Origin of the sequence: Nocardiopsis sp. NPDC006938, assembly GCF_042869555.1 — a bacterium.
In the GTDB taxonomy this organism is placed as follows: Bacteria; Actinomycetota; Actinomycetes; order Streptosporangiales; family Streptosporangiaceae; genus Nocardiopsis.
This window is the reverse complement of record NZ_JBIAGA010000004.1, coordinates 55,041-77,760: the sequence shown is the minus strand read 5'-3', so window position 1 is coordinate 77,760 and position 22,720 is coordinate 55,041. Positions and strand designations below refer to the sequence as shown.

The following is a 22,720-nucleotide window of genomic DNA, read 5'->3' as shown; positions in this document are numbered from 1 at the left end:
TACTGGCCGTCTATGGATGAGATCGAAGTCGTCGTCGCCCACTCCGAGCGCGCGACCCTGCGCGTCGGGGACGTCTTCCTGAAGGTGGACGCCGACCGGGAGCGCATGGCCGCCGAGGTCGAGGCGATGTCCCTGCCCCCGTTCCGACACCGGAAGTGCTGTGGCACGAGCCGCCCGCGCTAGCGATCGCCGCGCTGCCGGGAGCAACGTTGGGGAGCCTCGGCGGTGAGGCGTCCGGGTCAGCGGCGGCATGGGCCGCGGCGGGAGCTGTCATCCGGCAGCTGCACGACGCGCCTCCACCGTCTCGACTGGGGCAGGCGGGCCGGAGCATCGACGTCCTGGCCAGGAAACTCGACGACGAGTGCGCGGCTCTCGTGGCCAACGGAGTCCTCCCCGCCGAGCTGGTCACCCGCAACCGGGAGGTCGCCGAGGCCGCGCTCCGGCCGTGGACCCCGGCGTTCACGCACGGCGACCTCCAGATCGCGCACGTCTTCCTCGACGGTGACGAGGTCACGGGCGTCATCGACTGGTCCGAGGCGGGCCGGGGCGACGCCCTGTACGACCTGGCCACCTTCACCCTCGGGCACGAGGACCGCCTCGACGACCTCCTCGCCGGTTACGGCACCGACGTCGACCGCGACGTGATCACGGGGTGGTGGTCGCTGCGCGGCCTGCTGATCGTCCGCTGGCTGGCCGAGAACGGGTTCGACCCGTTCGCACCGGGTTGCGAGGTCGACGTGCTCAGGGCCCGTATGTGAGAGTCGCCCGTTCGCACCCGCTCCCGCCTACGGCACCGGCGCGGATGCCGGTGCCGTAGGTGGGCAGCTGCGGACAGGCGCAGGATGTCCGAGATCTCGGACGCTTTCTCTCCTCGCACCCACGTGTCCCAGATCACTTTCTGCTTCGATTCCCGGAATACTCCCCTTCCGGAAGCAGGAGGAGCCCCCGTGAGCGACAACACGACCCCCGCGAGACCGGCCGGGACGTGGCGCCTGATCGTCTACAGCGGTATCGGCATCGTCATGTTCTTCGTCCCCGTCACCGTCGGGGACCGCAGCGCCATCCCCCTGGACCACCTGGTCACCCTCCTCCAGGCCGCCCTCGGCCCCGCGCTCCCCCACGTGATCTGGCTGATCATCGCGGCCGGAACCGTGGTCCCGTTCGTCACCGGAACGTGGCGGCGCAGCCGGGTCTCCCTCGTGTTCTCCCTGCTCAACGTCGTGGGCCTGGCCGTGGCCTCCATGGTCGTCCTGGACGCGGGCCCCGACCTGGTCATGGCCGACGACCTCGCCCCCTTCCTGTTCAACGCCGTGGCCGTCAACGTCGGCCTCCTCGTGCCGGTCGGCGCCGTCTTCCTCGCGATGCTGATGGGATACGGACTGATGGAGTTCGTCGGCGTCCTGCTACAACGCGTCATGCGGCCCGTGTGGCGCGTCCCCGGGCGCTCGGCCGTGGACGCCGCCGCCTCCTTCGTGGGCAGCTACTCGCTGGGACTGCTCATCACCAACCGCGTCTACCAGTCCGGGCGCTACACCGGCCGGGAGGCGGCGATCATCGCGATCGGCTTCTCCACGGTCTCGGTCACCTTCATGGTCGTCATCGCCAACACCCTGGACCTGATGGGGATCTGGCTGACCTACTTCTTCCTGACCTTCTTCGTCACCTACGCGGTCACCGCGGTCCTCGTGCGCGTCCCCCCGCTCAGCCGCATCCCCGACGAGCCCTTTCCCGGCGCCACCCCCCAGCCCGAGGAGGAGGTCACCGGGAACCGGCTCGGGCACGCCTGGGGCGAGGTCCGGAGGGCCCTGCGCGCCGCGCCGTCCCTGCCGCGCAACGTGTGGGTGAACTTCGTCGACGGGGTCCGGATGAGCATGTCCATCCTGCCGTCGATCATGTCCGTGGGCACCCTCGGGCTGGTCGTGGCGCACTCCACCCCGGTCTTCGACCTGCTGGCCTACGTGTTCGTGCCCTTCACCTGGGTGGTGGGGCTCTCCGACCCCGTGCTGGCCGCCAAGGCGGTCGCGGTGGGGATCGCGGAGGTGTTCCTGCCCGCGACCGTGGCGGCCGGGTCCGAGGACCTCGTGCTCCGTCTGGTGGTCGGGGTCGTGTCGGTGTCCTCGATCGTCTTCTTCTCCGCCCTCGTCCCCTGCGTCCTGGCCACCCGCATTCCGCTGACCGTGGGCCAGCTCGTGGTGATCTGGTTCCAGCGGGTGATCCTGAGCATCCTCGTCGCGGGCCCGCTCGCCTACCTCCTGGTCGGTCTCTGACCACGAGACCGCGGGTTCTCCGGCCGCGAGGGGTCGGAGTCTTCTGGTGAGACCTGCCCGGATTCGGTGCCATCGGCCATGACCCGTGCCCTCGGCGGTTGGGGTAGCCCCGTTCCCTCCCGAAACAGCGGCCGTCTGCCCCGCGCACCTCAGGTCAGAGGTCGGCGAGGGGCTTGGGCCTGCGCCTCGATGTCGGAACGTCGCGCCCGCGCCGCCGGCCCCGGGAAGGACCTGAGCAACCCCAACGCCTCGCGGCGGCGTTCCCCCGCCTCGTCGGAACTCCCCTGCCTCGTGAGCGCTGTCGCGAGGTGGGCCAGGGAGAGGGCCTGGGACCACTGATCTCCCTTGGCGTGGAAGACCGCGATCGCCTGTCGGTGGAACGCCACGGCGTCCTCCGCGCGCCCGAGCGACAGGTAGGCCTCGCCGGTGACGCCCCAGGCTGCGGCCTGAAGATCCAGGCGGCCCACCCGCGGAAACAGGACGGCGGCCTGCTGAAGGCAGCCGAGCGCTTCGGTTCCCTTCCCACGCGCCAGCAGAATCCGCCCCAGTTCCAGGAGAGCGAGTCCTTCGAAGAGTTTCCCGTCCGCCGTCCCCGCGATGGCCAGCGCCCGCTCCGCCGTCTCCTGAGCCGAGGTGTGGCGCCCCGCCCGTCGATGGACCGCCGCCAGAAGGGTCAGTGCTTCGGCCTGTTCCAGGGGCTCGTTCGTGGCGGCCAGAACGGTGGCGGAGCGGTTCAGGAGCTCCTCGGCCCGGCCGAGTCCTTCGGGAGCACCGTGTTCGAGGAGCACCCAACCGAGGTTGCGGGTGAAGGCCCCCACGTAGACCGGATCGTCGAGTTGGACCGCCTGTTCCAGAGCCTGCTCGAAGCAGGACGCGGCTTCTTCGAACCGGTGCGCGAACAGACGGACCACACCGAGCCCGTTGGCCGCCTTGGCCTGTCCGAACGTGTCGCCCAGCTCCCGAAAGGCCGCCAACGCGGCGGAGAAACACGCGTCGGCCTCATCCAAGCGATACAGGTGCCGGAAGGCGATCCCCAGGTTGTCGAGGGTGATCGCCTCGCCGTACCGATCACCGACGGAGTGCGCGGAGGACAGGGCCTGCCGTTGGGCGGGCAGCCACGTGTCCGCCGGTTCCCTGTCGGCGATGAGCATGGTCACGGTCGCGGGAATCTGCCAGGCGATTCCGTGCATGCCGTGACTGTCCGCGACACGTACGGAGCTGATGAGGTTGTCGCGTTCGGCCTCGTACCAGGCGATCGCCGCCTTGGCCTCGTGGAACTCCACCGCCTCGACCGGCTCGTCCCGGGGACCGGAAAGGGGTTCGAGGTCCAGGGCCATCCCGTAGGCGGCTGATCCGGTGCGGGCGGCCGCGGCGGCCGAGTGCAGGTACCAAACCAGGACGCGCCGCAGCGCCTCCCTCCGGCCGTCCTCCGGTTCCCAGTGCCTGGCCTGGTCGGTGGCGAAGGCACGCAGCAGGTCGTGGAACTGGTAGCGGTCGTGACCGCACTCCTCCAACAGGTGCGCCCCGGTCAGGACGTCCAGGTACCTCCGGGCGCGTACCGGGGTCGTGGCTGTGAGGGCAGCGGCGGCTTCGACGGAGAACTCGGGGCCCGGATGCAACCCCAGCAGACGGAACACGCGGGCAACAGGTGGCGAGAGTGCGCGGTAGGACCAGGCGAAGACCGTGCGCACCGCGTCCGCCTCATCGGCCGCGCCCTCTCCGGGCACCGACAGCGCGTCCCAGAGCCCGGACTCGTCGCGCAGCTCGGTGATCAGGTCGCGTAACGGCATATGCGGTCGTGCGGCGGCCCGCTCGGCCACGATTCTCAGTGCGAGTGGCAGTCCGGCACACAAACGAGCGAGTTCGACGAGGTCGGATTCATCGTCACCGGTGCGGTGTCCGGCGATGACGGTGCGCAGCAACCGCACCGACTCTGCTGGTGACAACGTCTCCACACTCACGCGGTGCGCCCCTTCTCGTATGACCAAACCAGACATGCGCGTACGGCTCGTGATCGTGACCAGGCAGTTCGGGGACCCGGGGAGGAGCGGTCTGACGTCCCCGACTCCCGCGGCGTTGTCCAGGACGATGAGCACGCGCTGTTCCGCGGTCACGGAACGGAACAGCTCGGCGCGCGGTTCCTCCCCTGCGGGGATGCGATCCAACGGCACGTCCAGGGCCCGCAGGAAGCGACCGAGTACGTCCGATGTCGCCACCCGTGGTCCCGGATCGTATCCGTGCAGGTTGACGTATAACTGACCGTCGGGGAAGTGGTTCCTGACCCGATGCGCCCAGTGAACAGCGAGAGACGACTTACCCGCCCCGGGCGTACCCACGACCAGAGCGATCCGTAGAACTCCATGGTCCGGGGCTCCGGTGGAAGCGTTCCCCAACAGGGAATCCAGGAGTCTTACCTCATCGGTGCGGTTGACGAATCCGCGCGGCTCCCCGGGGAGTTGGGCCGGACGGCGCAGGGGTGCCGGTGCCGGGGTGTGGAAATGCACGCCACCGCCGATGTCACGCGCCTGAACCACGCCACTACCGGTCGGGGCGGAAAACGTGTTGCGGACCTTCGAATCCGGCTCCGCATCGTCGTCGTGGTGGCTCGGCCGTCGAGTCACATCCGCTCCTGTTCGTCTCCTCCGGAACCGCCTGGCACACCGGCCCTGACTCCCGAGAACGATACCCACAGGCTGATCGCCCCATTCCTCAGATGCGATCACCATACGCCCCATTATGCGCATAGGGAACGAGCGCTACGGAACCTCTTCTTAGGGCCCACTACGGATGCTATTATCCCTGCAACCGATCGAGCATTCCCCCAGGTTCATGACGTTGAGACATGCGAGGCTCTCATGAGAATCGAGTTCGTCGGCGGCACTACCGGGCAAGGCGGTTCACCCCGTTTGTACCGAGATGAGGAAAGCGGCGATTTCATCGTCCAGGGATACGCCATCAGCGATCCGAGCGATTTGGAGCAGATGAAAATCCCCAGCGGCGAAACGGTGACCCGGGTCCCGGCCAGTCTGTTCGACCACCTTCCGAAGGACGGTACGAGTGGAGTCTCTTGACGCCGAGGGCTGGGCACGGATCTTCCAGGAGTGCCGGGAATCCGCCTACCACCTGGAGATGCGCGACCACTACGCGGTCGCCGAGGAGCAGGCCGACGTCGAGAGGTGGCGCGTCGGCGACTGGGGGCCGGAACAGGACGCGCGGAGCAAGGCCGGCTGGCTCGAACTGATGCGGGCCACCGCCGCGCGGAACGTGTCCCTGCGTCGAGTGCGCATCGTCTCCGAACCGGTGAGCGAGTACATCCGTTTCGAGCACGAGGGCACTCCCCAGAACCTCGGGGCCGGAGAGGACATTCGCTGGTTGCCGCGCCAACGCGCCTCCAGCCTGGCTCTCCCCGGGAACGACTGCTGGATCTTCGACGGAGCGAAAGTGCTGTTCAACCATTTCACCGGAGACGGCGGCTGGGTGGGCAACGAGATCAGCACCGAACCGGACGTGGTGAAGCTGTGCGCTCAGGCGTTCGCATCAGCGTGGAATCGCGCTGTCCCCCACGGTGATTTCCTCCTGAAATGACCGTATATCCGAGGATCAAAAACTCTATTCATGGAGAAACAGGGAGATGTCGACCCCTCTCCGCATTTGCGTGATCTCCTCCGGAGCCGACGAGTTCCGCACTATTCACGCGTCCTGCGCGGACTCAGGCCACCTTCCGGCCGCCTACTTCCAAGGACGTTCTCTGCGCTCCGGCGGCCCCAACCTCGACGACGCGGCGGAAACGACCTCGGCGATCCTCGATGTCCTTCCACGGGGAATGGATCTCCTACTCCCCGGCAGTGTCGAGGGCCTGGCCCGAGCGCTGGAGAGCTACCGACCCGACCTGGTGATCGTCTTCGGTTTCGCGTGGAGGCTTCCCCGTTCCGTGCTGGACATCCCGCGACACGGCGTAATCAACGTCCACGTGTCGATGCTGCCGAAGTACCGGGGTCCGGCGCCGCTGCTCTGGGCCATTCGCAACGGCGATCGCACCGGAGGTGTCACCGTCCACCGGATGGACGAGGAGTTCGACACGGGCAACGTCCTCGCCCAACAGGACGGCGTACCCTTGGCCGACGACATCACCTGGTCGAACTACTGCGCGGACGCGATGCCGGTCACCTACGCGCTGCTCCGCACAGCTCTGGCCCGCGTCGTGGCCGGGAACCCCGGTGATCCGCAGGAGCACGCGACAGCCTCCTACGCGGGGTTCATGGAGGAGGATTTCGCGCGCATCCGCTGGTCCGACGACGCCCGCGCGATTCACGACCAGGTCAGAACCCACCGCTTCATGCGCTCGCCCGAGCACCCGGTCGCCGAGGTCGACGGTGCCCGGCTCGTGGTGAAACGCACCAGCCTGGAGCCCGCCGAGGGGACGCGGGTCGTGTGCGGAGACGGCGAACCGCTCTGGATCACCGAGTCCCGCGAGGTCACGCCCGTTCCGTGACGCGACGGACCGGAGGGTGATCGGGGGCCGGGTTCGAGGAGTGCGGAGGCCTCCCCGTCTCGCGGCCTCGGGCCGGGCGGACCGCGCGGGCCGGGCGGAGCTTCGTCCTCGCACCACCCGGCCCCGGACCGTTCGTGACCGCACCGCGCGGGACAACCGCTCGGCGATCCCCGGGTCAGTCCTGGTGCACGGCCTGTTCGGGGGCGCTTCGACGCCCCCAGGCCATCCGGCACCAGGGCGGGGAGAGCTCCTTGAGTTCGCCGACCTCGCGAGGGGCGAGGTCGGCGACGTCGGCGGCCTCCTCGTGCCGCGCGAAGACCGTGTCCACGTACCGGTGCCCGGTGTCGGCGGCCACGAACACCACCCGCCGGTCCGGTGCGGCCGCCGCCTCCCAGCGGGCCACGAGGTAGGCGGCGCCCGAGGAGAGCCCGGCGAAGACCGCGTGGCGGCGGAGCAGGTCGGTGCTCCCGGCCAGGGCGGCGTCGAAAGCGGTCCAGTGCACAGTGTCGTACAGCGTGTGGTCGACGTTGCCGAACGGGATGGAGCTGCCGATGCCCGCGATGATGATCTGCGGGTCGGTGACGTGGTCGCTGCCGAAGGTCACGCTGCCGAACGGCTGGACCCCCACGAGCGGGGTTTCCGGGTCGCTCTCCCGCAGGTAGCGGGCGAGCGCACCGGTGGAGGCCCCCGATCCGACGCCGCCCACCAGGGTCAGCGGGCCGTCACCGGTCTCCTTGCGGATGTGGTCGGCCACCGCGCGGTAGCCCAGTCCGTGCACGACGTCGTGGTACTGGCGCATCCAGTGGTAGTCCGGGTGTTCCCGCAGCACCTGCCGCACCCGGCGGACCCGGCGGTGCTGGTCCAGTCTGAGGTCGTCCGAGGGCGGCATCTGCTCCAGGGTCGCGCCCAGCACCGCCAGCTGGAGCCGCAACGGCTGGTCGATGGTGGTGGACCCGATGATGTGGCAGCGCAGACCGTACCGGTGGGCGGCCAGCGCCAGCCCGTAGGCGTAGATGCCGCTGGAACTGTCCATGAGGGTGTCACCGGGGCGGACCACCCCGGTGTCGAGCAGGTGGCGCACGGCCGCGAGCGCGGAGGCCACCTTCATGGACTCGAAGCGCAGGCACAGCAGGCCTCCGCCCAGGTCGATCAGGTCGGGTCTGGCGATGGATTCGGAAACGTGCTCGTCCAAGTCGGCTCCGCTGAGTCAGGGGGTGGAGGGGTGGGGAGTGGAGAGAGCGCGGTCGCGGCGACCGGGGCCGACGCGACCGCGGTGAGGACGGGCCGTGCCCCGACGCCCGCCGCCGGAGTGGTCGGCGTACCCGTCCGGTCGGACGTGGCGAACACGCGGTGCGGGGTGAGCCCCGCGCGGTCCAGCCTGCGGGCGGCCTCCTCCAACCGGTCGGCGAGGCCAGGCGCGGCCGCGTCGAACAGCACACCGGCGACGTTGCCGCTGTGGGCCACCTGGAGGCCGACCGCACCGCAGGCACGTGCCACCCCGCGCAGCGTGCCCAGCTCGTCCTTGGGCAGCACACGCTGGTTGAGGATCGCGCTCTCGGTACTGACGTGCCCGACACCGGATACGTCCCCCTCGGCGATCGCGGTACGCAGGGCGGCACGCAACCTCTCGTAGACGGCGATGTCCCCCCGTCGTGCCTTCCCCCTCAACGCGAGGGTGTCGACCGGTTGGCCACTTCCGGTCAGACAGCCCACCACCGCCATCGGTGGCAGGGCCGGGCCCAGCTCCTCCAGCACCCGGCCCTCACGCTGGGCGAACAGCAGGGGCCGGTCGCCGAACATGATCGGGTCACTGGCCCCCTCGGCGGCGACCGCCACCCTGGCCACCGACTCCGGTGGCAGCTCCACGCCGAGCCCCGCCGCGACGGCGCGCACGGCGGCCGTCACGTCGCTCGTGGAGGAGCCCATGCCCAGCCCGGGCCAGGCCCCGCCCCGGACGCTGAGGTAGCCGCCCACCGGCGTCACCCCGCCCACGCGCGCGCACTCCTCCACGGCCAGTTCGGCGGCGCGGGCCGCCTTGGCGCGTTCGGGCGGGTCGACGACGACGTGTCGGGGCACCCGAGCGGAGAAGGGGGTGAACACCGCGCGGGTGCGGGGCTCGGCCATCGGCAGGGTGACCAGACCACGGGTGGGGCGCCCCCGCTCGTCGAGGAACACCCCCTGGAGGATCTCGCCGTGGTGGCAGGTCGCCTGTCCTGTTCCTGGGGTCACTCTCGTGTTCCTTGTCGGTAGCGGTAGAGGGTGGTCGGTTCCGCGCTGAACTGGGAGAACGGGAAGGGTTCGGCGGAGACGGCGGTGACGCCCGAGCCGAGGAAGGCGCGGGCGACGGCGCTGCCGCTCTGGGCGTACAGGACCAGCGGCAGGCCGCGTTCCCGGCAGCGCTCCAGGATGCGGTCGAAGGTGCCGTTGCCGAGGGTCATCCCGGTGGCCACGACCGCGTCGGCCTCGGCCAGGACCTCCTCCATGTCGGGGTTGACCGGGTCGCCCCACTGGGTGCTGCGCAGGTTGAGGTCGCAGGGCAGGCACTGGCCGCCGCGTTCGCGGATCGCGGCGACGAGGGGGTTGACCACGCCGATCAGGGCGATCCGGCGCCCCTGGGGGTCGGGGAGGAGTCCGGCGATGGCGCGGTCGCGGGCGACGGCGCGCTCCTCGGGGGTGCCGTGGGGAAGGGTGACCGGTTCGGCTCGGGGGTCTTCGGAGTGGGGTCGGTCCTGGCCCAGGTAGGCGTCCAACGCGGCGAGCCGTACCGGGGCCGGGCCTCTCAGGAGGTCGGCCAGGGGTCTGCCGGACAGGTCGGCGCACACGTCGGGGTCGAGCTGGCCGGGTTCGAAGGAGCAGGCGCCGAAGGCCCGACCGACGCGTACGAGGACGTACTGGTTGAGGTAGGTGACATCGCCCCCGGCCAGGCGGGTGCCGTGGTGGACCCAGAAGACGCTGGTGGCGACGGGGAGGTCGGGGGTGTCGAGAACCCGCTGGTGGAGGGTGCCGAGGTCGGAGATGCCGAGGTCAGGGGTGCGCTGGCTCACTTGACGTTCTCCCGGGTGAGGCGGAACAGGTAGGTCAGGACTCCGTCGTCCCAGTCGTGCAGGTGGTGGACGTGGGCGGTGAACCCCTGGTCGGCGGCGTGGCCGACGATGCCGCGCAGGTCGGCGGTGTTGGAGGCGACGAAGAACACCTGGCCGCCGGGGGCGAGGAGGTCGCGTTCGGCGAGCTGGGTGAAGAACGCGTCGGTGACGGGTCGGCCCGCGCAGACGTTGCGGACGATGTGGGGGTCGTCGCTGACGGGTTGGCTCACGGCGGGCGGGTTGAAGGTGACCACGTCGAGCCGTGTTCCGTCCGGGACCGCGCCGAACAGGTCGCTGACCTCGGACGTGAACGGCGGGGCGCCGTCCTCGGGCGTGCCGACGAGCCGCCGGTAGTGGTGCTCGGTGGCCCGCGCGCTGGCGGGGTGGACGTCGAGTGCGAGGACGCGGGCGGCGCCGCGCAGTCCGGCGACGGCGGCCTCGACCCCGAGCCCGGCTCCCATGGCGGCGTAGACGCGGCCACGGACGTCGATGTCGTCGTCGAGGATGCGCTGGTGGATCATGCGGCTGGTCGCGCCGGGGACGAAGACCTCGGGCGGGACGTCGAACTCCCATCCGTTCCAGGTGTAGGAGCGGTGGGTGTGCAGGTCGGCCTTGGGCTGGTTGAGGCCGATGATGCGTTCGGGGGGCAGGGGCGGGGGCAGCTGGGCGATCCGTGAGGGGTCCACGCGGGGCCTTTCGGTGTCGGTCCGGTCAAGCGGGGAGGGCGGGGGTGCCGTTCGGTGGCCGTCGGGCGGTTCCGGTGTCGACGACCCTAGCGAAAACGATTATCGTTGTCACTCGAATCCCGCCACCCCACGAAGTCGCTGCCCCCACACGTCGGAGCCAACCCCCGCAGAAGCGGACATCCACTCCCCCAGCGGACATCCGAGCCCCACGGCCCCCACGGGTCTCAGTTTCACCAAGAACAGCGCGACTGATTATCGTTTTCAATAGAGTGCGACTCTACACACACTCCGAACCGAGATGAGTACTCCTCGTGTCCACGACGCCGAACCCGACCCTCCCCCAGGAACGCCGGGCCTCCCCGCTCCTCAGGCCGACCTTCGTCCGCCTGTGGTGCGCGACCACCGCGTCCGGCCTGGCCACCTGGGCCATGCCGTTCATCCTGGGACTGGCGGTCCTGCACGGATCGCTCAGCGCGGTCGGCCTCGGCCTGGTACTCGCCGCCCGCACCGCCGGGTTCCTCGTGGCGGTCCCCCTCGGCGGGCTCTTCGCCGACCGCCACTCGCGCCGCGCGGTGGTCCTGTGGTCCGGCCTCGCGGCCGCCGCGGCCAGCCCCGTGCTCGCCGCCGGACTGGGCACCTCGGTGGCGCTGATGACCGCGGCCGCCGCCGTCGTGGGCGTGGGGCAGGGGGCCTGCCGGCCCGCCTTCCAGGCACTCACCGCCGAGGTCGTGGCCACTGAGGACCGCCAGCAGGCCAACGCCGCCCTGACCTTCTCCGTACGCGGGATGACCTTCCTGGCTCCCGGCCTGACCGCGCTGCTGGCCACGGTCACCAGCCCCCGCGTCCTCCTGCTGGTCACGGCGGCCCTGTGGCTGGCCGCCGCCCTCCTCCCCCGGGGCGGCCGCCCCGCACCCTCCGAGCGCCCCGCCCGGGCGCCCTTCCACGTGGAGTTCGCCGAAGGGCTCACCGAGGCGCGCCGCCACACCTGGTTCCTCGCCGGTCTGGGCGCGCTGACCGTGGTCATCGCCCTGGGCTACTCGGCCACCAACGTGCTGCTCCCCCTGGCCAGCCGCGACCACTACGGCACCGAGGCCGTGCTGGCCGGTGCACTGACCGCCTACACCGCCGGTGCCCTGGTCGGTGCGCTGCTGGTCGCGCGGTGGAAGCCGCGCGCGCAGGGCTGGTGGGCGCTGTTCGGGCTGGGCCTGTACGCGCTCGCCCCGCTGAGCCTGGTGTTCCCCGTGGGAGGGGTATGGGTGTTCGCCGCCTACGCGGTGGTGGGCCTGGGCGTGGAGCTGTTCAACGTGCCGTGGTTCACCGCCGCCCAGCGCGAGGTCGCCCCGGACAAGCTGGCCCGGGTGTCGTCGCTGGACTTCCTGTTCGCCTACGGGTTCGCCCCGGTCGGCCTGGCCCTGATCGCCCCGGCCGCCCAGGCCTTCGGCGCGCAGAACGTGCTGCTGGCCTGCGCGGCCCTGTGCGTACTGGCGCCGGCACTGGCCGCACTGGCCCCCGGCTCCCGCGACTTCCGCACCCGCCGCCCCTGACCCCGCGCCCAAGAGCCCGCGACCAGCCGCCCGGGTGGCCGGGCTCCGACGCCCCGCAGCGGTTTCACCTGGACTTCGCGGCGCGGGACCCCGAGCACGCGGAGGCCGCGCTCCTCGCCCTGGGCGCGCCCCGCCCCGGGCACCAGCCGGGCGGCGACCGGTGGCGTGTCCTGTTCGACCCGGCGGGGAACCACTTCTGCGTGACGGCGAGCTGACCCCCTTCAACGCCCCCCCGGGGGGGCCGAACCCCCGCGCCGTGGGACGGGGGCCCGCGCCGGGGGCTCACACGGTGGGTTCGAGTCGCGCCGCCTCCTCGGGCCCGCTCTGGGGGGCCACGACCACCAGACCCACGCCGACCTCCCGGACCGCGCGCGCCGACGACTCCGCCAGGCGGTCGTCGGTGATGACCGTGGAGAAGCTCTCCAGCGCGGCGACCTTGAAGGTGCCGAACGCCCCGTACTTGTCGGCCCCGGCGACCAGCACCGAGGAGGAGGCGGCCGCCATGGCGGCGCGCTTGACGGCGACCTTGGAACGCGAGGGCGTGGTGGAGCCGCGCCCGATGTCCCACGAGCTGGTGGACACGAACGCGACGTCGATGTTGAACTCGGAGACGGTCTGGGCGGCGATGTCGCCGACCGCCGAGCGGTTCTCGCGGTCGATCTGGCCGCCCACGAAGTACAGCGACAGGTCGGGGTGGTCGGACAGCGACGCCGCCGTGGTGAGGTCGTTGGTGATCACCGTGAGGCCGACCGTCCCCCACAGGGCGGGCACCAGGTGGCCGAGCGTGGTCCCGGCGTCGAGGTAGACGGTGTGACCGTCCTCCACGAGGGCGGCCGCGGCCTGGGCCATCGCGCGCTTCTCGTCCAGGTCCACGCGGGACTTGTCCAGGTAGGAGGGTTCGGAACGGACCTGTGAGGCGAGTTCGACGCCTCCGGGCACCGACCGGACCCGCCCCTCCTCCTCCAGGGTCATGATGTCGCGGCGGACCGTCATGTGCGAGACGCCGAGGATGTCGCAGAGCTCCTTCACGCTCAACACCCCCGTGCCCCGCAGTTCCCTCAGGAGCAGCTCGCGCCGTTGCGCCGGGATCATCGTCCTCCTTCAAGTTCGTTCACAGAACCATGCTATCGAGTGTTACCAGATGATACGAGGCGTGATAATTATTGACTCAGATGTTCCTCTCCTGTTAAACAGGGCGTGTTGCCGTTGCGGATGAGGACAACGTGTCCACCGTGACGTGAGAGAAGGAGAACCATGCACGCCACCAGCACCACGGGCTCACCCCCGCCGACCGTGCGCTACGCGATCACCGGAGCGCGGGGCGGGTTCGCCCGCACCCTCCTCGCCCAGACTCCGCGCACGGACCGGCTGCGTCCCTCGGTCCTGTGCGACCTGGACGCCGAGGGGACCGTCGCCCTGTGCGTCGAACTCGGGTACCCGGCCGCCGCGTTGACGGTCTGTACCACCCCGGAGGAGCTGGCCGCGCTCTCCGACGACCAGACCGCCGTCATCACCGACACCGCCCTGCTCGCGCACGCCGCCTACGACGTGCTCGTCGAGGCCACCGGCAGCCCCGTCGCGGGCACCGGCGCGGCCCGGCTGGCCCTCACGACCGGCCGCCACGTGGTGATGGTCTCCAAGGAGGTCGACTCCGTTTCCGGTGTCGCCCTGGCCGCGCTGGCCGAGGAGCACGGCGTGGTCTACACGCCCGGCCTCGGCGACCAGCCCGCCAACCTCGTCGAGTGGTACGAACGCACCCGCCTGCTCGGGCTCGACGTCGTCGCCATCGGCAAGTCCGGTGAGTACGACCTCGTCTTCGACCCCGCCACCGGACGCGTGCGCCAGCTCGACCAGGAGGTCGACGCTCCCGAGCTCGCCTCCCTGCTCACCCTGGGCGAGGACGTGCCCGCCACCCTCGCCGCCCGGGCCCGGGCCGTCGCCGACATCCAGCGCTCGGCCGCCGCCGACTACTGCGAGATGGGCGTGGTCGCCAACCTCACCGGCCTGGTTCCGGACGTGGAGACCCTGCACTACCCCGTCGCCCGCACCGCCGAGCTCGCCGACGTGTACGCGCTCGCCGAGGACGGCGGCGTCCTGCGCCGTTCGGGCGCCGTGGACGTCTTCAGCGTGCTGCGCCTGCCGGAGGAGGCCTCCTTCGCGGGCGGCGTGTTCGCCGTGGTCCGCACCGGCGACGACGCCTCCTGGGCACTTCTGGCGCAGAAGGGGCACGTCGTCTCGCGTTCGGGGCGCTACGCGTGCCTCTACCTCCCCTACCACCTCATGGGAGTGGAGACCCCGCTCAGCATCCTGGCCGCCGCCGACCACCACCGGGGCTCCGGATCGAGGCCCCCGGCCCCGCACGCGGTCCTGGCCGGACGCGCCCGCACCGACCTGCCCGCCGGAACCCGGCTCGACATGGGCGGGCACCACCACGACGTGACCGGCGTGGCGCCCGTCCTGCTGGACTCCGCCGACGCGCCCCGCGACGTCGCGCCGCTCTACCTGGCGGCGCACACCACCCTGGCCCGGGACGTGGCCGCCGGGGAGCTCCTGCTCCTGGGCGACCTCGCCGACCCCGAGGACACGCTCCTCGACACCTGGAACCAGGCCCTCACCCGCTCACCCCTGAACACCGGAGGGCAGTGACGTGTCCGACGCCCTCACTCTCCTGGCTTTCCTGGGCGCCATCGTCGTCCTCGTACTCTTCATCGCCCGGTTCAAGGTCCACCCCGTCGCCACGCTGTTCATCGTCGTCGTGGCCCTCGGCCTGGTCCTGGGCATGGGCGGCACCGGAACCGTCGAACTGGTCAAGGACGGTTTCGGCAACACCCTGGCCAACGTCGGCCTGCTGATCGTCTTCGGCTGTGTCCTCGGCAAGATGCTCGAACTGAGCGGCGCCGCCATGAAGATCACCGAGACGGCCCTGCGACTGTTCTCCGAGAACAAGGTGCCGTGGGCGATCGCCCTGGCCTCCACCGTCCTCGGTATCCCGCTCATCGCGGACACCGCCGTGGTCATGCTCATCCCCATCGTCTCGGCCCTGGCCTACCGCACGGGCATCTCGATGATGAAGCTGGGCCCCATCCTCTACATCGGCGCCTACGTGATGACCTCGGTCATCCCGCCCGGTCCCGGTCCGCTCGCCTCGGCGTCGCTGCTGGACGTGAGCATGGGTGAGGCCATCGTCTACGGTCTGGCCGTGGGTGTGCCCGGCATCCTTGCCGCCACCGTCTACCTCACGCGGACCAAGACGCACGTCCCGCCCAAGCCCGAGTTCGTCGAGCACCTGGCCGACGCCGCCACGGGCGGGACGGGCGCGACGCCGGGGTCCACCGGTTCCGCCGGGGCCCCCGCGGACGACGTCGCCGGTGCCTCGGACGCGCCCCGGGTCGGCCTGTTCGGTTCCCTGCTGCCGATCCTGGCGCCCATCGTCCTCATCGTGTTCGCGTCCCTTGCCGGTCCGGCCCTGCCGGAGGGCTCGTGGGTCACCGCGACCGTGCTGTTCGTCGGCGAGCCGACCATGGCACTGTTCCTCGCGTGCCTGCTCGCCCTGCCGCTGTTCCGGGGCCGCTGGCGGGACAAGTCCACCCTCAACGACCTGTTCGAAGCCGGTCTGCGCATCGCCGCGATGCCCCTGGCCCTGACCGGCGTCGGCGGCGCCCTGGCCACGATCATCCGGGAGACCGGGGTGGCCGAGAACGTCGCGGGAACCATCGAGAGCACCGGGCTCTCCCCGGTCATCATCCCGTTCCTCATCGCCGCCGCCGTGTGCACCATCACCGGTTCCAACATCCTGGGCGTCATGACCTCGGCCGCCATCATGCAGCCGCTCCTGCCCGCCCTGGACCTGTCGCCGCTGGTCGTGTACCTGGCCTGCGCGACCGGCGCGCAGATCATGAAGCACGCCAACTCGTCGGGCTTCTGGGTCACCACGACCCTGTCGAACATGACCGTGGGGCAGGGCATCCGCTCCATCGGGGTGGCCTCGGTCATCTCCGGTGTGACCGGGTTCGCCGTCCTCAACGTCCTCATCGCGACCGGGCTCGTCTGACCCGCCACCGGTTCCGGGGGTGTTCCGCGGAGGGCGACCCCTCCGCGGAACACCTCCTCCGTCCGTCCACCACCCTCGAACCCACAGGAGCACCCATGGCGACTCTCGGCGCGATCGCCGACGATCTCACCGGGGCCACCGACCTCGCTCTCACCCTCACCGCCGCGGGCTTTCGCACCACGGTCGTCCTGGGGGCCGACCCGCACGCCGAACGGCGCACCGCCGAGGCCGCCGACGACGCCGACGCCGTGGTGGTGGCCCTGAAGTCACGCACCATGCCCGTCGACGAGGCCGTCGCGGTGTCGCTGGACGCGCTGGCGTGGCTGCGCCGGGCCGGGTGCGAGCGGTTCTACGTCAAGTACTGCTCCACCTTCGACTCCACCCCCGAGGGGAACATCGGCCCGGTCAGCGAGGCGGCCCTGGAGGCCCTGGGCGAGGAGGTCACGGTGGTCGCCCCGGCCTTCCCCGCCAACGGGCGCACCGTGTACCGCGGCCACCTGTTCGTCGGCGACGAACCTCTCGACGAGTCGTCCATGCGTCACCACCCGCTCACCCCGATGACCGACTCGAACCTACTGAGACTGCTCGAACCACAGCTCACCAGGGGCGCCGACGACGTGGCCCTGGTGCCCTGGCCGGTCGTGTCCCGGGGCGCCGACGCGGTGCGCGCGGCCATCGCCCGGGCCCGGGAGGACGGCGCCCGGTTCGTGGTCGTGGACGCCCTGGACGACGCCGACCTGCGGACCCTGGCCGCCGCGACCGACGACCTGCGCCTGCTGACCGGCGGCAGCGCCCTGGCCCAGGGGCTCAGCGGCCCCCGGACCGAGGGCCGGGAGGGGTTCGCCCCACCCGACGGTCCGCGCGTGGTGCTGTCCGGCAGCGCCTCGCGGGCCACGCAGGGTCAGGTGCGGCACGTGCTCGCCACGGGGGCCGGGCTGCGGCTGCGCGCCGACGACCTGCGGGCGGACTTCGGGGCGGTGGTGTCGGGGGCCGTCACGGAGGCGCTGGGCGGCACCGCGGCCCCGTTCGTCGTGTACGCGACCGCCTCGCCCGAGGACGTCGTGGACACGGCTGACGCGCCGATCATCGAGGAGGCGCTGGCCGAGATCGCCGAGCGGTTGGTGGCGGCGGGCGTGCGCTCGCTCCTGGTGGCGGGGGGCGAGACCAGCGGGGCCGTGGTGCGGAGTCTGGGCGTGGGCTCCCTCGCCCTGGGCCCCGAGGTCGACCCGGGTGTGGCGTGGACGCGCGCCCGCCGCGACGGAGGGGACCTCCACCTCATGCTGAAGTCGGGCAACTTCGGCGCCCGGGACCTGTTCGTGCGGGCCTGGGAGGCGGGCGCGTGAACGAGCGCACACGAAGGGCCGCCGAGCAGCTGTGCGCGGCGGGGCGCCGGGCCGTGGATCTGGGGCTGAGTCCGGGGTCCTCGGGCAACGTCTCGGTGCGCGTCGGCGACACCGTGCTCATGAGCCCGACCGGGGTGGCGCTGGGGGACCTGGCGCCCGACGCCCTGTCCGTTCTGGACACGGCCGGGGCGCACGTCTCGGGGCCGCACCCCTCGAAGGAGTTCCCGCTGCACCTGGCGATGTACCGCAGGTCCGCCGAGGCGCGCGCCGTCGTGCACCTGCACGCGCCGCACTCCACCGCGGCGTCCTGCCTGCCGCCGTGGTCGGCCTCCTCGGCGCTGCCCCCGATCACGCCGTACCTGGTCATGCGGGTGGGCCAGGCTCCCCTGGTGCCGTACGCGGCGCCGGGGAGCCACCAGCTGGCGGAGAACCTGGCCAAGCTTCCGGGCCGGTTCGGTGCCGCCCTGCTGGCCCACCACGGTTCCCTGGTGGCGGGGGCGGACCCGGCCGAGGCCCTGGAGGGGGCGGTGGAGCTGGAGGAGGCCGCGCGCGTGGTGGTCTCCCTCGGGGAACGCCCGTTCTCTGTGCTCTCCCCCGACCAGGTGCGCGAGCTCACCGACCGGTACGGGACCGCCTGGGACCTGTGATTCGGGCGCCGGGGGCACCCGGTCGCCGAGGGGCCCGGCCGTCCTCCGGGCCCCTCCGCCGCCGGGTGCCCCGGCCGACCGGTATCAGGGCGTGACCAGGACCTTCAGGACCTCGCGCCGGTCCATGAGGCGGTAGCCCTCCGGGACACCGTCGAGGTCGACGGCGTGGTCGAAGACCAGCCCGGGGTGGACCGCGCCCTCCAGGATGCCGGGGAGCAGCTCCTCGACGTAGGACCGCACGGGGGTGGGCCCGCCGGTGAGGGTGACGTTGGCGGCGAACATCGCGCCGACTCCCAGCGGCCCGTGTTCGTACTGGGGCAGGCCGACCCGGCTGACGGTACCGCCGGGGCGGACCACGCCCAGCGCGGTCTCCAGGGCGTCGAGGTGGCCGACCGCCTCGATCACCGCGTGGGTCCCCTGGCCGCGGGTGAGCTCGCGGACCCGTTCCACCCCCTCGGCGCCGCGCTCGTCGACCACCTCCACCGCGCCGTACTCCCGGCCCAGGTCCGTGCGGTCCTTGTGACGGCCCATGAGGATGATCTCCTCGGCGCCCCTGCTCCGCGCAGCGAGCACCGCCATCAGTCCCACCGCCCCGTCGCCGACGACGGTGACCGAGGTGCCCGGCCCCACTCCGGCGGTCCGGGCCGCGTGGTGTCCGGTGGGGTAGACGTCGGCCAGGGTCAGCAACGACGGCAGCAGGGACGACTCCTCCCGGACCGGGAGCCGAACCAGGGTGCCCTGGGCCTGGGGGACGCGGACCACCTCCGCCTGGGCCGCGCTGAGCAGGCCGCCGTTCGGACAGGAGGTGTGCAGGCCCTCGCGGCACAGCTCGCACGTGTGGTCGGCGTAGGAGAACGGGGAGACGACGAGGTCGCCCGGCCGGACCCAGGTGACCTCCGGCCCGGTCTCCTCCACCACGCCGACGAACTCGTGTCCGACCTGGACGCCCTCCTCCGAGGAGGGCATGCCCCGGTAGGCGTGCAGGTCGCTCCCGCACACGCACGTGCGCACCACGCGCACCAGGGCGTCGGCGGGATCGACGAGCTCCGGGTCGGGCACGTGCTCCACACGTACGTCACCGGCGCCGTACATCAGGGCCGCTCGCATCGGTTGACTCCTTCCGGGCCAGACCCACCTGGGTCGTGACCATGCGTGATTCGATGGCTACGAATGGCAAGATAGCGTGTCGCGGCGCGCCCCGGTGCGGGTTCGGCGCGTCCGCGCGGTCCGGTCGCTGGAGTACGCCCCGCCCGCGTGGCACGATGTGTCGCGTGACCAGGAGACCCACCCCCGAAGAGCACCTGAGCGACCTCGCCCGCCTGCGCCGGGTCCGCGACCGGATCGACCGCGAGTACGCGCTCGCGCTCAACGTCGAGCAGCTGGCCAGGGACGTGCACATGTCGGCGGGGCACCTCAGCCGCGCGTTCCGCCGGGCCTACGGCGACTCCCCGTACTCCTACCTCATGACCCGGCGCATCGAGCGGGCCATGGCCCTGCTCCGGCGCGGCGACCTCAGCGTCACCGACGTGTGCTTCGAGGTGGGCTGTTCCTCCCTGGGCACCTTCAGCACCCGCTTCACCGAACTGGTCGGGATGCCGCCCAGCGCCTACCGGAAAAGGGCCGTGGGCGACGCGGAGGGCATCCCCTCCTGCGTGGTCCGACAGGTCGCCCGACCGATCAGGAATCAAGAAGCGCGGCGGCCCGACCGGTCGTAGTGTGACCTGCATGGACATCAAGATCAACGCCAGTTTCCTGCCGCACACCGACCCGGAGGCCTCACTGGCCTTCTACCGGGACGTCCTCGGGTTCGAGGTCCGCCTCGACGTCGGGTACGAGGGAATGCGCTGGATCACCGTGGGCCCCGCGGGGCAGCCCGACACCTCCGTGGTCCTGGAGCCGCCCGTGTCCGACCCGGGCGTCACCGACGAGGAGCGCCGCGTCATCACCGAGATGATGGCCAAGGGCACCTACGCCTTCCTGAACCTGGCCGCACCGGACCTGGACGAGGCCTTCGAGCGGATCGTGGCACGGGGCGCCGAGGTCGTGCAGGAGCCCACCGACCAGCCCTACGGCGTCCGCGACTGCGCCTTCCGCGACCCGGCCGGGAACCTGATCAGGATCAAGGAGGACCGTTGACCGTCGGGGAGCCGACCGCGCCGCATCCGGCGGACGTCCACGACCTGATCCGGGTGCACGGCGCGCGGGAGAACAACCTGCGGGACGTGAGCATCGAGCTGCCCAAACGCCGCCTGACGGTGTTCACCGGGGTCTCCGGGTCGGGCAAGAGCTCGCTGGTGTTCGGCACGATCGCCGCCGAGTCCCAGCGGATGGTCAACGAGACCTACAGCAGCTTCGCGCAGGGGTTCATGCCGTCGATGCCCCGCCCCGACGTGGACGTCCTCGACGGGCTGACCACCGCGATCATCGTCGACCAGGAGCGTCTGGGCGCCGACCCGCGCTCCACGGTGGGGACGGCGACCGACGCCAACGCGATGCTGCGCATCCTGTTCAGCCGCCTGGGCCAGCCGCACATCGGCTCTCCGCAGGCGTTCTCCTTCAACGTCGCCTCGGTCCGGGCCAGTGGCGCCATCACGGTGGAGCGCGGCGATCAGAAGACGGTGCGGCAGACCTTCACGCGTACCGGCGGCATGTGCGTCAACTGCGAGGGCCGGGGCAAGGTCACCGACTTCGACCTGCGCGAGCTCTACGACGACTCCAAGTCGCTCTCGGAGGGGGCGTTCACCATCCCCGGCTGGAAGTCGGACGACTGGTGGACGGTGCGCACGTACAAGGCGTCGGGCTTCTTCGACCCGGACAAGCCGATCCGCGAGTACACCGAGCAGGAGAAGCGGGACTTCCTGTACCACGAGCCGGTGAAGGTGAGGGTCGAGAAGTCGAACCTGACCTTCGAGGGCCTCATCCCCAAGCTGCGCAAGTCGTTCCTGTCCAAGGACAAGGAGGCCATGCAGCCGCACATCCGGGCGTTCGTCGAACGCGCGGTGACCTTCACGGACTGCCCCGTGTGCGACGGGACCCGGCTCAGCGAGGCGGCCCGTTCCTCGCGGATCGGCGGGGTGAACATCGCCGAGGTGTGCGCGATGCAGATCAGCGAACTGGCGGCGTGGGTGCGCGACCTGGACGAGCCGTCGGCGGCGCCCCTGCTGGAGGCGCTGGGGCGGACGCTGGAGTCCTTCGTGGAGATCGGGCTGGGCTACCTCTCGCTCGACCGCGCGGCGGGAACGCTCTCGGGCGGCGAGGCCCAGCGCACCAAGATGATCCGCCACCTGGGGTCCTCGCTCACCGACACCACGTACGTCTTCGACGAGCCCACCGCCGGGTTGCACCCGCACGACGTCGAACGGATGAACCGGCTGCTGCTGCGGCTGCGCGACAAGGGCAACACGGTGCTGGTCGTGGAGCACGAACCGGACACCATCGCGATCGCCGACCACGTCGTCGACCTCGGCCCCGGCGCGGGTTCGCAGGGCGGGACCGTCTGCTTCGAGGGCACGGTCGAGGGGTTGCGGAGCAGCGGCACCACCACCGGCCTCCACCTCGACGACCGGGCCGCGCTCAAGGAGGAGGTGCGCGCACCCACCGGGCGCTTCGAGGTCCGCGGCGCGAACACCCACAACCTGCGCGACGTGGACGTGGATATCCCCCTGGGGGTGCTCACGGTGGTCACCGGAGTGGCCGGTTCGGGCAAGAGCTCCCTCGTGCAGGGGTCGCTCGTGGAGGGGGCGGCGGCCGCCGACGCGGGGGTGGTGTCCGTCGACCAGAGCCCGATCCGCGGTTCGCGGCGCAGCAACCCGGCGACCTACACCGGACTGCTCGACCCGGTCCGCAAGGCGTTCGCGAAGGCCAACGGGGTCAAGCCCGCGCTGTTCAGCGCCAACTCCGAGGGCGCCTGCCCGGTCTGCAAGGGCGTGGGCGTGGTCTACACCGACCTCGGGTTCATGGCCAGCATCGCCTCCACCTGCGAGGAGTGCGAGGGTCGGCGGTTCGACCCCTCGGTGTTGGAGTACCGGCTGGGCGGGCGCGACATCAGCGAGGTGCTCGCGATGTCGGTGTCCGAGGCAGCCCTGTTCTTCGGCGCGGGCGAGGCCCGGACCCCGGCCGCGCACCGCGTCCTGGAGCGGCTGTCCGAGGTGGGGCTGGGCTACCTGCGGCTGGGTCAACCGCTCACCACGCTGTCGGGCGGTGAGCGCCAGCGCCTCAAGCTCGCCGTGCACATGGGGGAGAAGGGCGGGGTGTACGTCCTGGACGAGCCGACCACCGGCCTGCACCTGGCCGACGTGGAACACCTGTTGGGCCTGCTGGACCGTCTGGTCGACTCCGGGAAGTCGGTGATCGTGATCGAGCACCACCAGTCGGTGATGGCGCACGCCGACTGGATCATCGACCTCGGCCCGGGGGCGGGCCAGGACGGTGGCCGGGTGGTCTTCGAGGGCACTCCGGCCCAGCTCGTGGCCGACCGTTCCACGCTCACCGGCCAGCACCTGGCGGACTTCGTCGGCGGCTGACGGCGGGGCCGGGGAGCGGCGGGGGCGTCCCGGGTCCGGCGCACGGCCGGCCCGGGGACCGGCCCCCGGCCCGGGGTTCACGAG

At 71.4% G+C, this 22,720-nt stretch carries 22 protein-coding genes; 15 read left to right on the top strand and 7 right to left on the bottom strand.

The genetic code is table 11. The features are described 5' to 3' along the window. Positions 1 to 12: 12 nt before the first annotated feature. The 3 genes from ACFYL4_RS07820 (at position 13) to ACFYL4_RS07810 (ending at position 2,267) form a co-directional block, all read left to right on the top strand. Positions 13 to 183: a hypothetical protein gene (locus ACFYL4_RS07820; RefSeq protein WP_387517298.1), complete on the top strand. Its 171-nt coding sequence runs from the start codon at positions 13 to 15 to the stop codon at positions 181 to 183. Continuing rightward, positions 156 to 758, top strand: a complete 603-nt coding sequence (locus tag ACFYL4_RS07815; RefSeq protein ID WP_387517296.1) for a phosphotransferase family protein — start codon at positions 156 to 158, stop codon at positions 756 to 758. Before ACFYL4_RS07820 ends, ACFYL4_RS07815 begins: the two co-directional genes overlap by 28 nt. Before the next feature lie 189 nt (positions 759 to 947). Further along, positions 948 to 2,267, top strand: coding sequence for a YjiH family protein (locus ACFYL4_RS07810; RefSeq protein WP_387517294.1), 1,320 nt, complete (start codon positions 948 to 950; stop codon positions 2,265 to 2,267). 149 nt (positions 2,268 to 2,416) lie between these two features. On the opposite strand, the gene ACFYL4_RS07805 is transcribed toward ACFYL4_RS07810, so the two are convergent. After that, entirely contained in the window at positions 2,417 to 4,993 is a 2,577-nt protein-coding gene (locus ACFYL4_RS07805) for an ATP-binding protein (protein WP_387517292.1), read from the bottom strand. A gap of 129 nt (positions 4,994 to 5,122) precedes the next feature. On the opposite strand from ACFYL4_RS07805, the gene ACFYL4_RS07800 reads away from it, so the two are divergent. The 3 genes from ACFYL4_RS07800 (at position 5,123) to ACFYL4_RS07790 (ending at position 6,759) form a co-directional block, all read left to right on the top strand. Further along, positions 5,123 to 5,338, top strand: a complete 216-nt coding sequence (locus ACFYL4_RS07800; RefSeq protein WP_387517290.1) for a hypothetical protein — start codon at positions 5,123 to 5,125, stop codon at positions 5,336 to 5,338. Then, the gene (locus ACFYL4_RS07795; RefSeq protein ID WP_387517288.1) at positions 5,325 to 5,852 is read left to right on the top strand and encodes a DUF6879 family protein; all 528 of its coding nucleotides are present in this window, start codon (positions 5,325 to 5,327) and stop codon (positions 5,850 to 5,852) included. The genes ACFYL4_RS07800 and ACFYL4_RS07795 overlap by 14 nt, the downstream gene beginning before the upstream one ends. A 238-nt stretch (positions 5,853 to 6,090) precedes the next feature. Beyond that, positions 6,091 to 6,759, top strand: coding sequence for a methionyl-tRNA formyltransferase (locus ACFYL4_RS07790; protein ID WP_387517286.1), 669 nt, complete (start codon positions 6,091 to 6,093; stop codon positions 6,757 to 6,759). 175 nt (positions 6,760 to 6,934) lie between these two features. On the opposite strand, the gene ACFYL4_RS07785 is transcribed toward ACFYL4_RS07790, so the two are convergent. From ACFYL4_RS07785 to ACFYL4_RS07770, 4 genes are read right to left on the bottom strand one after another with little or no spacing between them, the layout of a single operon-like run. Beyond that, positions 6,935 to 7,951 (bottom strand): pyridoxal-phosphate dependent enzyme, encoded by a 1,017-nt coding sequence (locus tag ACFYL4_RS07785; protein ID WP_387517284.1) that lies wholly within the window; start codon positions 7,949 to 7,951, stop codon positions 6,935 to 6,937. Then, positions 7,909 to 8,988 (bottom strand): GHMP kinase, encoded by a 1,080-nt coding sequence (locus ACFYL4_RS07780; protein WP_387517282.1) that lies wholly within the window; start codon positions 8,986 to 8,988, stop codon positions 7,909 to 7,911. Before ACFYL4_RS07780 ends, ACFYL4_RS07785 begins: the two co-directional genes overlap by 43 nt. Then, positions 8,985 to 9,776, bottom strand: coding sequence for a Rossmann-like domain-containing protein (locus ACFYL4_RS07775; protein WP_387517789.1), 792 nt, complete (start codon positions 9,774 to 9,776; stop codon positions 8,985 to 8,987). The genes ACFYL4_RS07780 and ACFYL4_RS07775 overlap by 4 nt, the downstream gene beginning before the upstream one ends. 23 nt (positions 9,777 to 9,799) lie before the next feature. Beyond that, a complete protein-coding gene (locus ACFYL4_RS07770) occupies positions 9,800 to 10,528 on the bottom strand; it encodes a methyltransferase (RefSeq protein ID WP_357767899.1) in 729 nt (242 codons plus the stop codon). Between the two features lie 311 nt (positions 10,529 to 10,839). On the opposite strand from ACFYL4_RS07770, the gene ACFYL4_RS07765 reads away from it, so the two are divergent. Together ACFYL4_RS07765 and ACFYL4_RS07760 are read left to right on the top strand one after the other, a co-directional pair. Continuing rightward, positions 10,840 to 12,072, top strand: coding sequence for an MFS transporter (locus ACFYL4_RS07765; protein ID WP_387517280.1), 1,233 nt, complete (start codon positions 10,840 to 10,842; stop codon positions 12,070 to 12,072). After that, complete coding sequence (locus ACFYL4_RS07760) at positions 12,003 to 12,287, top strand: VOC family protein (protein WP_387517278.1); 285 nt, start codon at positions 12,003 to 12,005, stop codon at positions 12,285 to 12,287. The genes ACFYL4_RS07765 and ACFYL4_RS07760 overlap by 70 nt, the downstream gene beginning before the upstream one ends. Positions 12,288 to 12,354: 67 nt before the next feature. Here ACFYL4_RS07760 and ACFYL4_RS07755 read toward each other — a convergent pair whose 3' ends face one another. After that, positions 12,355 to 13,164, bottom strand: coding sequence for a DeoR/GlpR family DNA-binding transcription regulator (locus ACFYL4_RS07755; protein WP_357767891.1), 810 nt, complete (start codon positions 13,162 to 13,164; stop codon positions 12,355 to 12,357). Positions 13,165 to 13,326: 162 nt separating this feature from the next. Here ACFYL4_RS07755 and ACFYL4_RS07750 point away from each other — a divergent pair, with 162 nt between their 5' ends. The 4 genes from ACFYL4_RS07750 (at position 13,327) to ACFYL4_RS07735 (ending at position 18,113) form a co-directional block, all read left to right on the top strand. Continuing rightward, positions 13,327 to 14,718, top strand: a complete 1,392-nt coding sequence (locus tag ACFYL4_RS07750) for a homoserine dehydrogenase (protein ID WP_387517276.1) — start codon at positions 13,327 to 13,329, stop codon at positions 14,716 to 14,718. 1 nt (position 14,719) lies between these two features. Further along, complete coding sequence (locus tag ACFYL4_RS07745; RefSeq protein WP_387517274.1) at positions 14,720 to 16,123, top strand: GntP family permease; 1,404 nt, start codon at positions 14,720 to 14,722, stop codon at positions 16,121 to 16,123. A gap of 95 nt (positions 16,124 to 16,218) precedes the next feature. Beyond that, a complete protein-coding gene (otnK, locus tag ACFYL4_RS07740) occupies positions 16,219 to 17,466 on the top strand; it encodes a 3-oxo-tetronate kinase (RefSeq protein WP_387517273.1) in 1,248 nt (415 codons plus the stop codon). Beyond that, the gene (locus ACFYL4_RS07735; protein WP_387517271.1) at positions 17,463 to 18,113 is read left to right on the top strand and encodes a class II aldolase/adducin family protein; all 651 of its coding nucleotides are present in this window, start codon (positions 17,463 to 17,465) and stop codon (positions 18,111 to 18,113) included. The genes otnK and ACFYL4_RS07735 overlap by 4 nt, the downstream gene beginning before the upstream one ends. Before the next feature lie 84 nt (positions 18,114 to 18,197). Here the strand turns inward: ACFYL4_RS07735 and ACFYL4_RS07730 are convergent, their stop codons facing one another. After that, positions 18,198 to 19,220: a zinc-binding dehydrogenase gene (locus ACFYL4_RS07730; RefSeq protein WP_387517269.1), complete on the bottom strand. Its 1,023-nt coding sequence runs from the start codon at positions 19,218 to 19,220 to the stop codon at positions 18,198 to 18,200. Positions 19,221 to 19,375: 155 nt separating this feature from the next. Between ACFYL4_RS07730 and ACFYL4_RS07725 the strand changes: the two genes are divergently transcribed. Genes ACFYL4_RS07725 through ACFYL4_RS07715 form a run of 3 tightly spaced genes read left to right on the top strand, consistent with a single transcriptional unit; the run spans position 19,376 to position 22,636 of the window. Beyond that, the gene (locus ACFYL4_RS07725; protein WP_387517267.1) at positions 19,376 to 19,828 is read left to right on the top strand and encodes a helix-turn-helix transcriptional regulator; all 453 of its coding nucleotides are present in this window, start codon (positions 19,376 to 19,378) and stop codon (positions 19,826 to 19,828) included. 10 nt (positions 19,829 to 19,838) lie between these two features. Beyond that, on the top strand, positions 19,839 to 20,249 hold the full coding sequence (locus ACFYL4_RS07720; protein WP_357767872.1) for a VOC family protein: 411 nt from the start codon (positions 19,839 to 19,841) through the stop codon (positions 20,247 to 20,249). Next, entirely contained in the window at positions 20,246 to 22,636 is a 2,391-nt protein-coding gene (locus tag ACFYL4_RS07715; protein WP_387517264.1) for an ATP-binding cassette domain-containing protein, read from the top strand. Before ACFYL4_RS07720 ends, ACFYL4_RS07715 begins: the two co-directional genes overlap by 4 nt. Positions 22,637 to 22,720: the final 84 nt, after the last annotated feature.